The organism is Sphingosinicella microcystinivorans (assembly GCF_003634215.1).
Classification (GTDB): domain Bacteria; phylum Pseudomonadota; class Alphaproteobacteria; order Sphingomonadales; family Sphingomonadaceae; genus Sphingosinicella; species Sphingosinicella microcystinivorans.
Genome location: NZ_RBWX01000013.1, coordinates 48,439 through 62,163, shown reverse-complemented (window position 1 = coordinate 62,163; position 13,725 = coordinate 48,439). Strand labels below are relative to the sequence as shown.

Below are 13,725 nucleotides of genomic sequence, written 5' to 3'. Positions count from 1 at the left end.
ACGCGCGCCCGTCGCGATGGGCCTTGCATCCATTCCGCTTGCGGTGCGTTCGCGGCAACGCAATGAAAACACGGATGAACCCTGATTGCGCCCGCTGGTCGCGCCGGGATGCCCTTGCCGGCCTCGCGGCGCTTGGCCTCCTGCCTGCGCTCCCAACGCTTGCCGCGCCCCGCCTGGGACGCGCCGAAGCCTTTTCGTGGGATACGCTGAAGCAGCAGGCAATGGCGCTGTCCGAGCGGCCGTTCGTGCCGCTGCGCCGGGTCGAGGCTGCGGCAGCCGTCGACTACGATGCGCTCAATGCTATTCGCTACCGCGATTCCGCCGCGCTCTGGCCGGATCGGCCGGGGCAATCGGTGCGCCTGTTTCCGCTCGGCAAATATGCGCGGGAGCCGATCGCCATCCACGTTGTGGAGGGTGGCCGCGCCCGCGCCCTTTCCTATTCCCCCGATCTCTACGACATGCCGGAAAACAGCCCGGCGCGCGCGCTTACGGCGGAAAAAGGAGGCTTTGCAGGCTTTCGTGTGATGAACCCCGGTGATGTCGGCGATTGGCTCGCCTTTCAGGGCGCCTCCTATTTCCGCACTGCCGGACCGCTTCACCAATATGGGCTTTCCGCGCGCGGCCTTGCCATCGACACGGGGCTTTCGACGCCGGAGGAGTTTCCCGTGTTCCGCGCCTTCTGGCTGGAGCCGGGGCAGGATGCTTTCACCGTCTACGCGCTTCTCGATGGGCCGCGCGTCGCGGGCGCCTACCGCTTTGTGAACCGCGTGATCGAAAACGAGATGGTGCAGGAGGTGACGCTCTCCATTCGCCTGCGCGCCGATGTGGAGCGGCTCGGCTTTGCGCCCATGACGAGCATGTATTGGTACGGGGAGACGGAGCCCGGCCCGCGCCGCGACTGGCGTCCCGAAATCCACGATTCCGATGGGCTTCTCATCGCGAACGGCGGTGGGGAACGGCTCTGGCGCCCCCTGCTCAATCCGCCGCGCACGGCGCTAAACGCGTTCGTCGACAAGAACCCGCGCGGCTTCGGCCTCATGCAGCGCGATCGGAATTACGACAATTACGAGGACGACGGCGTCTTCTATCACAAGCGCCCGTCACTCTGGGCAGAACCGATCGGCGACTGGGGCGAAGGCACGGTCGATCTCGTCGAAATTCCCACGCGCGGAGAGACGGACGACAACATCGCCGCTTTCTGGCAGCCGAAGGCTCCGGCGCGGGCTGGTATGCGCTACGACCTCGCCTATCGCCTTCGCTGGCTCGGCGGAGAGCCCGATGCCTCGCCGCTGGCGCGTGTGGTCGGCACCTACCGGGGTCTGGGTGGGCGTCCCGGCCATCCGGCGCAGGAAGATATCATCAAACTCGTCGTCGATTTCGAAGGCGAGGCGCTGAAAAACCGGGCGCGCGAGGATGTGACGGCGCAGGTCGCGACGAACGGCAAGGTCCTGATGCAGGTCGCATATCCGGTCGCCGAGCGGCCCAATCGCTGGCGGCTGATGATCGATGTGGAGGCGCGAAGCGGCTCCGCGACGGATTTGCGCGGGGGGCTCGTCTGCTGCGGTGCACAACTCACCGAAACGTGGCTGTATCAGCTGCCCGTGATCGGGAACGGGTGAGCCGGGCGCGCATTAACAACCGGGCCGGTCTGGCCGCGTGAAGACGGCGAACCGGGAACGGAACCAGAGTCGAAGTTGAAATATTATGCGTCATGAAGTTCTGCTGTCTGAAGGTGTGTCCGGCGGCTACGATACGGTCTCCTTCGATACGCTGCACAGGCGTGCGGAAGGTCTCCCACCGCAGACACCGCTCGAAATGCCGCTTCAGGATTGGAACGTGTGCGAGTCTGTGCCGCTGCGTTCGGAGACCGCGCCCCGTCATATCGCGCTCCGCCGTTTCCTGCTGATCGCGGCAACGCTGGTTCTCGCGCTCACAGGCGGTTTCGAGATGCTGCGCGCCGCCGCGCCCGGGGGCTTCACCGCCGGAGAGCTGCTGCTTGTCGCGCTGTTCGTACCCCTCTTCGCGTGGATCGGCTTCGGCTTTCTCACCGCGCTCGCGGGCTTCGCTCGCCTGATCGCCGGCGCCCGCGATTTCAATCTCGTGGCGGAAACCGTCCCGGAAGGACGCACCGCCATTCTCGTTCCCGTTTACAATGAAGATGTGTCAGCCGTTTTTGGACGCATCCGCGCGATGGCGCTGTCGCTTGCTCGCGAAGGCCGCGCGCGCGATTTCGATATCTTCGTGCTCAGCGATTCCAGCGCGGAGAACGGACGCGCCGAATATGCGGCGTTCCTGTCGCTTCGTGCCACGCTCGCGCCGCGTCTTTTCTATCGCCGCCGCGAACAGAATATCGAGCGCAAGCCCGGCAACATCGCGGACTGGGTGCGCCGCTTCGGCGGTGCCTACGATTACATGCTCGTGCTCGATGCCGACAGCCTGATGGATGGCCGAACGATGGCGCGGATGGCGGCCACGATGGATGCCAATCCCGGTGTCGGCCTCATCCAGACCGTGCCGGACGTCATCAACGCAAGCACGCTCTTCGCACGCTGGCAGCAGTTCTCGGGACGTCTCTACGGTCCCGTCGCAACGGCGGGCATGATCTGGTGGTCGGGCAGCGAGGCGACCTTCTGGGGTCATAACGCGATCATTCGGACGCGTGCTTTCGCCGAAAGCTGCGGGCTCGCCGCGCTTCCCGGCGCTGCACCCTTCGGCGGCGCGATCATGAGCCACGATATGGTCGAAGCGGGCCTGCTCCGCCGTCGCGGCTGGGCGGTGCACATGGTTGCAGCGCCCGGCAGCACGGAGGAATTTCCGCCGAGCATCGTCGATTTCGCGAAGCGCGACCGGCGCTGGTGCCAGGGCAATCTCCAGCACCTGCGCATCCTCGGCAGCGCGGGCTTTCACTGGGTGAACCGTTTGCAGCTTCTGATGGGCGGTTCCGCCTATCTCACCTCACCGCTGTGGCTGCTGCTCATCGTCGCGGGTGTCGTGCATCATGTCACGCAGGGTGCGGGCATCGCGCCTGCGCCGTGGCTGCTCGGCTTCACGCTCGCGCTGCTGTTCGGCCCGAAGCTGCTCGGTCTTGTCTGGACGCTGATCGATCGCCGCCGCCGCGCCGCGCTCGGCGGTGTACGGCGGATCGCGGCGAGCGTGCTGGTCGACGTGCCGCTTTCGGCGCTCGTCGCCCCGCTGATGATGCTCACGCAGACGCTGAACCTTGCCGATATCCTGATGGGTCGCAGCAGCGGATGGTCGCCGCAGCGTCGGGAGACGGACGGCATCGCCCTTGCCGAGGCGCTGCGCCACTATCGCCCGCATGTGCTGCTCGGCGCCGTCATGCTGGGCTTCGCGGCTGCCGGGCTCGGATCCTCGCTCTGGCTGCTGCCCGTCGCCGTCGGTCTCGTGCTCAGCCCGTGGATCGAGATGCTGACTGCGCGTCAGTCTGCGCTTGCCGCGCTGTTCCGCGTTGCGGACCGGCCCGTGCTCGCGGCGTCCGCTAGCGCGCCTGTTCCGCTTCGCGCTCAGCACTCGGCCTTGGCCGCGTAACCACGAACAGCGCGGAGGCGATCAGCCCCGCCGCGGCGAGGCCGCGCCACAGCGGCGCAGGGTTTCCCGTAAGGTGGAAAACCGCATATCCGAAGGCCATGCCCGTACACGCGGCAATCTTCGCGCGCGCGCTGATCGCGCCTTCGCGCCGCCATGCGATCACCGGCGGCCCCAGCCTCGGATGCGCCAGGATCTTCGCTTCCAGCCGCTCTGAAGACCGTCCGAAGAAATAGGCGGCGATGATGATGAAGATCGTCGTTGGAAGCAGCGGCAGGAACGCCCCGATGATTCCCAGCGCCAGCGAAACGAAGCCAAGCGCAAGGTAGAGGTGCCGAGTCATGCCGCCGGTTATGACTGCGCACGGCGCCTTCGTCGATACGCTACCGCCAATCATTCGCGCTCGGTTAGGGCTTGTGGCGGCGCGCACATTATGATTTGGTCTTTTCGCTAATAGACAAACGAGGTTTCGTGAACGCAGTTTTCGACGCATTGGCACATCCCATCCGCCGGCAGGTGCTGGAGATGCTGAAGACCGGCGGCAAGTCCGCCGGAGAGCTTGCCGATGCGTTTCCGGTATCGAAGCCCACGATGTCCGCGCATTTCGCGAAGCTGAAATCGGCGGGTCTGATACAGGGTGAAAGCCGCGGCGGCAGCATCATCTACACGCTCAACCTGTCGGCGCTGGAGGAGGTCGTGATGGCTTTCATGGGCCGGGTCGGGGTGGGCGAAGCGGAGAAGGAAACAGCGGAATGCGCGAGCACGCACTGATCGTCATCTCGTGGGTCACGGTCGCGGTCCTCGCCGCGATTGCAACGCTGGCGCTCGCGCTCCTGCCCGAAGGTGCCCAGCTTGCCATGCACTGGAACCTCGCGGGAGAGGCAGATCGCCACGGCGATGCGGCGTTCGCGCTGTTCACGCCGGTGGTGATGTGTGCCGTGCTGTCGCTGGTCCTCGCCGTTCTGCCGCGCCTCGAACCGCTGCAGAACCGCATGGAAGGCAGCGCCGCGCTGTATCGCGCGGCCTGGATCGGCCTCCTCGGCATGATGATCATGGTGGAGCTTCTGGTCGCCGCTCCCGCCTTCGGCTGGACTATACCGATCATGATGCCCCTGGTGGGCGTGGGCCTGCTGCTCATTTACGTTGGCAACGTCCTGCCGAAATCGCGCCCGGGCTTTTTTGTCGGCATCCGCACGCCGTGGGCGCTGCTCGATACGGACAACTGGATCGCCACGCACCGCCTTGGCGCGTGGACGACAATGGCGGGCGGTCTGGCGCTGCTTCTTGCCGGGCTGCTCCCGCTCACCCCTGCGCAGCGCGGCGCGCTCGTCGTGGGTGCGCTGCTGGTCAGCACGCTTCCGCCCGTTTTCTACTCCTGGTTTCTCTGGCACCGCCGCAGGGCGCGCTGAGCAAAGCCGACGAAAACGGGGGGAGGCCGGCGCTTGCGTCCGGCCTCCCTTCGTCGTCAGAGCTTGAAGGCAACCGTCGCGCGAACGCCGTGGTCCTGGCCGTGGTCGCCAAGGTTGCCGGTGTAGCGCGTGCTGAGCGTCAGGCGCGGCGTGGCGCGCCAGTCGAGCCCGGCCTCGGTGTGTACGCTGTTCTTCGAAAGCGGCGTGCCTTCGATGCGGAAGGCGGAGCCGCCCGCGGCGAAGCGCAGATCCGAAGTCACGTCCACGTTGCCGAGCGCGTGTTCCCAGCCCATCTGAACGCGGCCGACAACGGGTGCGCCCGCGTCGCCGATCGTCGCCCGCAGGCCGAGCGAGGACCAGCTGTAGCTGCGACGGCGGCCATCGCCTTCAAGCGCGGCGATGCCGCCCGTTTCGGCGAAGTCCTTGTCCTTCAGCCACAGGCCGTTCACCCCGGCGAATGGCTCGACCGAGCCCTTGCCAAGCGGCAGCGTGTAGCCGATCTCGCCGAACACCTGCACGGCTGATCCGCCGTAGCTCGCCGTCAGCTCCTCGCCGAAGCTGCGGAAGTCGACATTGCGCGTCGTGTCGGTGTCGAGGTCGGCATAGCTCGCCCCGGCACGCAGCGTCAGCGCCCCAAAGGCGGCGCTGCCGTAGACTGCGCCGTACACGCTCTGCGTGTCCGCCTTCGATCCGCGTGCGTTCAGCTTCACGTCCGCTTCGGTCGTGCCGCCCGCGATGCCGATCTTCACGGTGTCGCCGACATTGGCCTCGATGCCGAGCAGCAGCGAATAGCCGGAGCTGCTGACGTCGGCGGCATTGCCGTTGCCGTCGCGGTCGATCCAGTTGCCGCCCGCTTCGGACCACAGCACGATATTGCGCCCGTCGGCGGCTGCCGACACCTGCGAGCGACCGATCAGCGAGCGGCGAAGCTGCGCCGCGCCTTCGGACGCGATCGAAAGGCTCGATGCGTGGATTTCGCCCGAGAAGGCATCGAGGCCGCGACCGGCTTCGGCCGTCGAGGCGCCGACAAGTGCTGTATAGACTGCGCTTGCGGGGCTGAACGCGCTGTCGATGGCGTTGCCGGTGGCGATCTGGTTCGGCGTCGTGCCCGCGCCCGCAAACGTGATGTCGTTGCGCGTCATCGTCAGCGTCACGGCATTGGGGCCGTAGCTCAGCGTCGGCGTCAGGAAGGCGAGGTTGCTGGTCACGTCCGTGAATGTGCCGGTCACGCCGTCGCCTGCCGTCACGATCTGATAGGAGGTTTGCGGCAGATAGTCGCCGTCTTCCGCCAGCACCGACACGGTGCCGCCCTCAATCGTCGCCGTGGTCGTGGCCACGATCAGGTCGTTATTGCCCGCCGCGTCGACTTCCACTTCATAGGTCGATCCGGCTTCGAAGATCACGAACGTCGCCGACGTCAGCTCACCGATCGAATTGCCCGGCGCTGCGGTCCCACCGTCGAACACGATGAGCCCGCCGACAGTACCGTTGCCACCGATGCTGGCCCCGCTCTGCACTTCGACGTCGGACGCAGCGAGCGAGCCGTTGACCACGAGGCGGCCATGCTCGACGAGCATACCACCACTGAAGTCGTGTGTACCGATCAACTGCAACGTGCCTGTGCCACGTTTAGAAACCGAGCCGTTCCCGCTGATGGCGCCGGAGAAAGTCTCGTCTGTGTTCTGTTCGAAGATGAGCGCCCCATCGTTTATGATTTCGCCCTGCAGGCTGGTTGCGTTGCCAGCAATTATACCGCCCGAAATGGTTGTGCCGCCCGAATAGGTATTCGCGCCGGTAAGTGTGAGAGTACCCCCAGCATAATGGGTGAGATGACCCGAACCTGAAATGATACCTGAGAAGGTGCCGTCTACCAATTGATCGAAAACGATCTCGGCATTGTTCAAGATGTCTCCCTGCAGGCTATTGGTGTCGGCTTGAAGGGTTCCCTGATTAACCGTAGTGCCACCGGTATAGGTGTTTGTGCCCGTAAGAATGAGCGTACCCGTGCCGTCCTTGGTGAGGCTGCCCGAACCTGAGATGTCATCGGCGAAGGTGCCGTCCACAGCCTGGTCGAAGATGAGCGCCGCGTTGTTCACGATGTCGCCCTGCAGGCTGGTCGTGTTCCCCACGAGCGTGCCGCCCGTGATCGTGGTCCCGCCCGAGTAAGTATTGGCGCCCGTCAGCACGAGCGTGCCCGCGCCATCCTTGGTGAGCCCACCCGAACCGGAAATCACGCCCGTGAAGGCGGCGTTGTTGCCGTCCGTATCGATCGTGCCGTCATTGTCGGTGATGCTGATATCGACGCCGTAGCTCCCCGGCGCATCCACCAGCAGCGTTCCACCATCGAGTACGGGCTGGACGGAGCCGTTGGTGAGGTCGCTCGTCGTGCTGGTGCCGGTGATGTTGTTCTGCCCGATCGCAGCGCTGATGTCGGTGCCGAAGATATAGGAATAATCGAACGTGATGGTGGCGCCGGTCAGCAGATCGCCAAGGTCGAAGCCAAGGCCGATCGTATTGTCGCCGTTGCCGATATCCGTGCCGCTGAGATAGGATGCGGTGTCCTTTGTCCAGAAGGTAACTGCCGAATTGTGCGTGTAGCTGGTGTCGGTGTAGAGGCCGATCACGTACTTCGAAACCAGCGCCTCGGCATAGACGAGGTCGCTCGCGGAAACCGATCCGTTGCCCCGGAAATTGTTGGTGACGCTCGAATCGCCCGACGCCGCGACCGCATCGGGATCGAGCTGACGCGAGAAGGTGATGTCGGTAAGGTCGCTGAGCGCGGTGATCGTGGTGCGGATTTTCAGCCGCTGATCGCCCTCATCGAAATAATAATCGTTTGTGATCGTGAACAGGCCGGCGGCCGTTCCCGTCCACACGGCGCGCTGATCGTAGGTCGCACCGTTGAAGGCGACGCCGCTGTAATCGGTTAGCGTACCGCCGGTGATGTTGAGTGTGCCGTCATTATTGTTGGCGAGCATGAAGGCCGAACCGCCGTTGCCTGCAACGACGAAGCCTTCGAACGGCGTGCCCGGCGTCAGATAATCATAGGCGGGATTAAAGGTTCCCGTGCCCGTGCCGTCATAAAGAATGCCGGGTGAAGTGTTGCCGGAATAACCGAGCGTGCCGCCGTCGTTCAGGCCGATCTTCATGTAATCGCCGCTCAGCACGAGCGAGGCGGCGAGGGCGGGAGAAGCAGCCAGAAGGGCGATCGCCGCGCCGGAATAAAGTGCGGCCTTCCGCGAAAGGGACGCGGATTTCAGCAGTTTCACGAGTAAGGACTCCTGTGTTGGACGGGGGAAGTGTCGTCCAGCAGCGGTAAGTCTCGATGATTAAAAAGGTATTTACGATGAGTTGAACGGTTTTCGGTTCGGCCTTGACTCTTTTGTGCGTGGAAATGATCTTAGAACAAATAGTGAACAAAATGATCGATTCGCCTGCATCTCTTGCCGATCTGCGCGGCCTCGTTGCTGAAATGGAAGGCCGTGTGCAGGGGCGCGGGAAGGGGGTCTCTACAGGGCATCGCGGCCTCGATGCGGCAGGCGTGGTGCGCGGGCGGGTGCATGAACTGTTCGGCGACGGGGGCAGCGGCGCGGCTGCGGGGTTCGCGGCGTTGATGGCGCTCTGCGCAGCGGAAGATGCGCCTGTCGTGTGGTTGAGGACGGATGCGGCCGCGCGCCGGGCGCCGCTGTATGGGCCGGGGCTTGCCGCGCTCGGCCTCGATCCGGCGGCGTGCATCGTCGCGCAGGCGCCGGACGAGGCGGCGCTCATTGCCGCGGCGGCGGATGCGCTGCGTGTTGCCGCGCTTGGTGCGATCATCGCGGAAAGCGTGGGCCGCACGCGCGTGTTCGGGCTCACCGGCACGCGAAAGCTGACGCTGGCCGCCGAAGCCTCGGGCGTGCCGCTGTTTCTGCTGCGGCTGGATGCGGAGGCAGCGCCGAGCGCGGCGGAAACGCGCTGGCACATTGCGGCGGCGCCTTCGCAGGCGCTCGCCGCGGATGCGCCGGGCCACCCGGCGTTCGATGTGGAATTGCTGCGCCGTCGTGCCGGCCCCGCCGGTATGCGCTGGCGCGTGGAGTGGGATCGTGACGCACGTGTCTTTCGTGAAGCGCCGCTATCTGGCGCTATGGTTTCCGTGGCTCCCGGCGGAGCGGCTGGCGCGCGCCGGGCGCACGGGGTCGCCTGAACACCCGCTCGTCCTCGCGGAGTCGGTGAAGGGTGCGCTGCGTCTCGCCGCCACGGATCGTCATGCCGAAGCGCTCGGGCTGCTGCCCGGCCTGCCGCTGGCCGATGCGCGCGCGCGTGTCACGGGTCTCCGCGTCGCGGATCATGATGCGGAGGCGGACCGGCATCTGCTCGAACGCCTCGCCGATCTCTCTATTCGCTACACGCCGATGGTGATGCCGGAGCCGCCCGATACGCTCATTCTCGACATCACGGGCACCGCGCATCTCTTCGGCGGCGAGGACGGGCTCGTGCGCGATGCCCGCGCGCGGCTACGGCGTCACGGCTTCACCGTGCGCACGGCCTTTGCGGATACGCCCGATGCGGCGTGGGCGCTTGCCCGCTTCGGCGCATCCTCCGTCGCCGCGCTGCCCGTCGCCGCGCTGCGCCTCGGCGAGGCGCGGGAAACCGCGCTGCACCGCGCTGGGCTCTACACCGTCGGCGACATCGTCTACAGGCCTTTGTCGGGTCTCGCCGCGCGCTTCGGGGCGGAGGCGGCGACGGCGGTGCGCCGCATGGTCGGCGATGCCGAAAGCCCCATCGCGCCGCGCCGTGTGTTGCCGCCGGTCGAAGTCGAGCGCCGCTTCCCGGAGCCGGTTGCCCGCACCGATTATGTGCTCGGCGTGCTCGCCGATCTGCTTGCCGACGCGTGCCGGATGCTGGAGGCGCGCGGGGAGGGCGGTCGCCGTTTCGAGGTCGCGTTCTTCCGCAGCGATGGCAAGGAACAGGAGGTCGCCGTCGAAACCAGTGCGCCCGTCCGCCACGCTGCCCCCGTCGTCACGCTCTTCGCGCACAGTCTCGCGCGCCTTGAAGATCCGCTCGATCCCGGCTTCGGTTTCGATGCCGTGCGTCTCGCCGTGCCGGTCACCGAGCCGCTTGCCCCCGGCCAGCCCGATCTCGATCGCGCCCCGCCTCCCGGGCCTGCGCTTCATGCGCTTGTCGATCGCCTGGTAGCCCGGCTCGGGCCGGATCGTCTGCTGCGCTTTCACGCGCGCGAAAGTCACGTCCCGGAGCGCGCCTCCCGGCTTCGTCCCGGAAGCCCCTCCGGTTCGTGGCCGGTTCCGCCCCCGGATGAACCGCCTTTGCGTCCGCTTGCGCTCCTGCGTCCGCCGCGTCTACTTTCGCATGTCGTCGCAGACGTACCCGACGGCCCGCCCCGCCGCTTTCGCCTTGGCCTCCACTTCGTCCACATCGTCCGTGCCGAAGGGCCGGAGCGCATTGCCGCCGAATGGTGGCGCCGCCCCGGTCTCACGCGGGACTATTACCGTGTCGAGGACGAGAGCGGCCGCCGCCTCTGGATATTCCGCCATGGCCTCTACGGCCGCGAGGAGACGAGCCCGCGCTGGTATCTGCACGGCCTCTTCGCATGACCGGAGCCTTCGCCGAGATGGTCGCGGCGACCAATTACTCCTTCCTGCGCGGCGCCTCGCATCCGGCGGAGATGGTGGCGGCGGCGCTGTCGCTCGGCCATGCCGGCATCGGCATCGCAGACCGCAACAGCGTCGCTGGTGTGGTCCGCGCGTGGGCTGCACTGAAAGGCGAGACTCGGGCCTTCAAACTGGCCGTCGGCGCCCGCCTCGTCTTCGCGGATGGCACACCCGACATCGTCGCTTATCCCGAAACGCGCCACGGTTGGGGGCGGCTCACACGCCTGCTGACGCTTGGCAATCGCCGCGCCGCGAAGGGCGATTGCATCCTCATGCTGCGCGACCTCCTCGATCACCGCGAGGACCTGCTGCTCATCGCGATGGCGGACGATGCGCACGAGCTTGCGCTCCGGCAGCTGGCGAAGGCGTCTCCCGGCAATGTCTGGCTCGGCGCTGCAATGCCGCGCGCGGGTGCCGACCGCCGCCAGCTCGCGCAGCGGATGGCGCTCGCCCGGCGCGTCGGCGTGCCGCTTCTCGCCACCAACGACGTACTCTACGCCACCCCCGCCGCGCGCCCACTGCACGACATCCTCACCTGCATCCGCGAGAAGACGACCATTCACGCCGCCGGCCGACACCTCACCGCCAACGCCGAACGCCACCTGAAGCCGCCCGCCGAAATGGCGCGTCTGTTCCGCGATTGCCCGGAAGCGGTGGCGGAGAGCGTCCGCCTTCTAGAGCGCATCCAGTTTTCGCTCGAAGAACTGAAATACGAATACCCGCACGAGCCCGTTCCCGAAGGCTGGACGCCGCAGGCCTGGCTTGAACATCTGGTGATGACAGCGGCGCGAGAGAAGCATCCGGATGGCATCCCGCCGAAGATGCAGGCGACGCTCGACGAGGAATTCGGCCTCATCGCCAAGTGCAACTATGCCTATTACTTCCTCACCGTTCACGACATTGTCCGCTACGCACGCAGCAAGGACATTCTCTGTCAGGGCCGCGGTTCGGCGGCGAACTCGCTCGTCTGCTATTTGCTCGGTGTTACCGCCGTCGATCCCGTGAAGGAGAACCTGCTCTTCTCGCGCTTCCTTTCGGAAGAACGCCGGGAGCCGCCCGATATCGATGTCGATTTCGAGCACGAGCGCCGCGAGGAGGTGATGCAGTACGTCTACGAACGCTACGGGCGCGAACGTGCGGGCATTGCCGCCACCGTCATCCATTACCGCGCCCGCAGCACGCTGCGCGAGGTCGGCAAGGCGCTCGGCATCAGCGAGGATGTGACAGCACGCCTCTCCTCATCGGTCTGGGGCAGCTACGGCGGTATGGAAGACCGGCGCTACGAAGAGGCCGGGTTCGACGGCGACAATCCGGAGATCGCGCGGCTCCGCGATCTCGTCGGCCAGCTCCTCGAATTCCCGCGCCACCTCTCGCAGCATGTGGGCGGCTATGTGCTCACCGAAGGGCGCCTCGACGAGATCGTGCCCATTCACAATGCCGCGATGGAAGACCGCACCTTCATCGAATGGGACAAGGACGATATCGACGCGCTCGGCCTCATGAAGGTCGATGTGCTCGCGCTGGGGATGCTCACCTGCATTCGGAAGAGCTTCGATCAGATGCGTGCGCACGGCCTTGGCGATTGGCAGCTCGATACGATTCCGGGTGAAGATCCCGCCACCTACGAGATGCTGTGCAAGGGCGACAGCATCGGCGTGTTCCAGGTGGAAAGCCGGGCGCAGATCAACATGCTGCCGCGGCTGAAACCGCGCGAATTCTACGACCTTGTCATCCAGGTCGCGATCGTCCGCCCTGGCCCGATCGAGGGCGACATGGTGCATCCCTATCTGCGGCGGCGGAACGGCGAGGAGCCGGTCACCTTCCCGTCTCCAGCGCCCCCGCATGATCCCGACGAACTGAAAGATGTCCTCCAGAAGACCTGCGGCGTACCGCTGTTTCAGGAGCAGGCGATGAAGCTTGCCATCGTTGCCGCTGATTTCACGCCTGACGAGGCGAACGGCCTGCGCCGCGCGATGGCGACGTTCCGCAATGTCGGCACCATCCATCATTTCGGTGAGAAGCTGATCGGGGGTATGACGGCGCGCGGCTACACGCATGATTTCGCCGAGCGCTGTTTCAAGCAGATCGAGGGGTTTGGCAGCTATGGCTTTCCGGAAAGCCATGCGCAGTCCTTCGCGAAGCTCGTCTACGTCTCGGCGTGGATCAAATGCCATCACCCGGCGGTATTCACCTGCGCGCTCCTCAATTCGCAGCCGATGGGGTTTTATGCGCCCGCACAACTCGTGCGCGATGCGCGGGAGCATGGTGTCGAGGTGCGCGCCGCGGATATCAACGCAAGCGATTGGGATAGCAGCCTTGAAACCCGCGCCGACGGCAGCCTCGCGCTCCGCCTGGGTCTTCGCCAGATCGACGGTTTCCGACAGGATTGGGCGACCGGCATGATGTCCGCGCGCGCAGGCGGCGCCTTCGTCTCGGTGGAAAGCCTCGCCCGTCGCGCCGCATTGCCGCAGCGCGCCTTGCGGCTGCTCGCCGATGCCGATGCGTTCCGCTCCATCGGTATCGATCGCCGCGCTGCTCTATGGGAAGCGCGGCGAATGCCGCAGGATGAATTACCGCTGTTCGCCGCCGCCGGCGCGCGCGAACTCGGCGACGAGCCCGATCCGGCGCTCCCCGCGATGCCGCTCTCCGAACATGTCGCCACCGATTATCAGGTGACGCGCCTGTCGCTGAAAGCGCACCCGATGCAGTTCCTGCGCGATGTGTTCCGCGCCGAGGGTATTCTCACCTGCGCCGAAACCGCGGCAGCGCGAAACGGCGCGCGCGTGCGTACGGCAGGCGTGGTGCTGATCCGCCAGCGTCCGGGCAAGGGCAATGCCATCTTCATCACGCTTGAGGATGAAACCGGTATCACCAACGCGCTTCTGTGGGCGCGCCTGTTCGAGCCCTATCGCCGCGCCGTCATGTCAGCGCGGCTCATGGCGGTGGAAGGCGAGGTGCAGAAAAGCTGCGAGGGTGTCGTCCACCTGATGGCCTCAAAGATCATCGATCGCAGCGACGAGCTCGCCCGCCTCTCCGAAGCCGCCGCCATGCCCGTGCGTGCGCGCAGCCGGGGGCATCCACGAAACGTGCGGATTCTCCCCGGCTCGCGGGATTTCCACTAA

The 13,725-nt window shown here is 65.9% G+C and carries 9 protein-coding genes; 7 read left to right on the top strand and 2 right to left on the bottom strand.

Annotation, left to right across the window (positions count from 1 at the left end; all coding sequences use genetic code 11):
• Nucleotides 1-74: 74 nt before the first annotated feature.
• Nucleotides 75-1,619 (top strand): OpgD/OpgG family glucan biosynthesis protein, encoded by a 1,545-nt coding sequence (locus tag DFR51_RS18140; RefSeq protein WP_243445524.1) that lies wholly within the window; start codon nucleotides 75-77, stop codon nucleotides 1,617-1,619.
• Nucleotides 1,620-1,704: 85 nt separating this feature from the next.
• A complete protein-coding gene (gene mdoH / locus DFR51_RS18135) occupies nucleotides 1,705-3,549 on the top strand; it encodes a glucans biosynthesis glucosyltransferase MdoH (protein ID WP_121053707.1) in 1,845 nt (614 codons plus the stop codon).
• On the opposite strand, the gene DFR51_RS18130 is transcribed toward mdoH, so the two are convergent.
• Nucleotides 3,500-3,889 carry a YbaN family protein gene (locus tag DFR51_RS18130; RefSeq protein WP_197723731.1) on the bottom strand — a complete coding sequence of 130 codons (390 nt, stop codon included), beginning with the start codon at nucleotides 3,887-3,889 and terminating at the stop codon, nucleotides 3,500-3,502. The genes mdoH and DFR51_RS18130 overlap by 50 nt on opposite strands.
• Before the next feature lie 128 nt (nucleotides 3,890-4,017).
• Between DFR51_RS18130 and DFR51_RS18125 the strand changes: the two genes are divergently transcribed.
• Nucleotides 4,018-4,317 carry a metalloregulator ArsR/SmtB family transcription factor gene (locus DFR51_RS18125; protein WP_121053704.1) on the top strand — a complete coding sequence of 100 codons (300 nt, stop codon included), beginning with the start codon at nucleotides 4,018-4,020 and terminating at the stop codon, nucleotides 4,315-4,317.
• A complete protein-coding gene (locus tag DFR51_RS18120; RefSeq protein WP_121053702.1) occupies nucleotides 4,299-4,955 on the top strand; it encodes an SdpI family protein in 657 nt (218 codons plus the stop codon). Before DFR51_RS18125 ends, DFR51_RS18120 begins: the two co-directional genes overlap by 19 nt.
• Before the next feature lie 56 nt (nucleotides 4,956-5,011).
• Here the strand turns inward: DFR51_RS18120 and DFR51_RS18115 are convergent, their stop codons facing one another.
• Nucleotides 5,012-8,224, bottom strand: a complete 3,213-nt coding sequence (locus DFR51_RS18115; RefSeq protein WP_121053700.1) for an autotransporter outer membrane beta-barrel domain-containing protein — start codon at nucleotides 8,222-8,224, stop codon at nucleotides 5,012-5,014.
• A gap of 152 nt (nucleotides 8,225-8,376) precedes the next feature.
• On the opposite strand from DFR51_RS18115, the gene DFR51_RS18110 reads away from it, so the two are divergent.
• From DFR51_RS18110 to DFR51_RS18100, 3 genes are read left to right on the top strand one after another with little or no spacing between them, the layout of a single operon-like run.
• The gene (locus DFR51_RS18110; RefSeq protein ID WP_121053728.1) at nucleotides 8,377-9,138 is read left to right on the top strand and encodes an ImuA family protein; all 762 of its coding nucleotides are present in this window, start codon (nucleotides 8,377-8,379) and stop codon (nucleotides 9,136-9,138) included.
• Nucleotides 9,038-10,546 carry a Y-family DNA polymerase gene (locus tag DFR51_RS18105; protein WP_243445523.1) on the top strand — a complete coding sequence of 503 codons (1,509 nt, stop codon included), beginning with the start codon at nucleotides 9,038-9,040 and terminating at the stop codon, nucleotides 10,544-10,546. The genes DFR51_RS18110 and DFR51_RS18105 overlap by 101 nt, the downstream gene beginning before the upstream one ends.
• A complete protein-coding gene (locus DFR51_RS18100) occupies nucleotides 10,543-13,725 on the top strand; it encodes an error-prone DNA polymerase (protein WP_121053698.1) in 3,183 nt (1,060 codons plus the stop codon). Before DFR51_RS18105 ends, DFR51_RS18100 begins: the two co-directional genes overlap by 4 nt.